1 protein-coding gene is annotated in these 374 nt (G+C 67.9%); it reads left to right on the top strand.

Annotated elements, in window-relative coordinates; translation table 11 throughout:
- A partial coding sequence (locus tag HA630_RS00570; protein ID WP_243855305.1) for a methyl-accepting chemotaxis protein occupies positions 1-374 on the top strand: 374 nt, incomplete at both ends.

The raw sequence follows: 374 nt of genomic DNA, 5'->3' as shown, positions 1-374 counted from the left end.
GGCGCCGTCGTCGGTCAGGTGGTGCACACCATGAACGACATCAACCAGAGCAGCCAGCGCATCAGCGACATCATCAGCGTGATCGACGGCATCGCCTTCCAGACCAACATCCTGGCGCTGAACGCGGCGGTGGAGGCCGCGCGCGCCGGTGAACAAGGGCGCGGCTTTGCGGTGGTGGCCGGCGAGGTGCGCACCCTGGCCCAGCGCAGCGCCCAGGCGGCCAAAGAGATCAAGGACCTCATCAACGCCAGCGTGGCCAAGGTGCAGGACGGCAGCCGGCTGGTGGAAGACGCCGGCACCACCATGAGCGAAATCGTCAGCAGCGTGCAGCGGGTGACCGACATCATCGGCGAGATCACCGCGGCCGCGGCCGA

The organism is Aquabacterium sp. A08 (assembly GCF_011742065.1).
The sequence above is the reverse complement of the archived record's forward strand: the minus strand, read 5'-3'. Positions and strand labels throughout refer to the sequence as shown.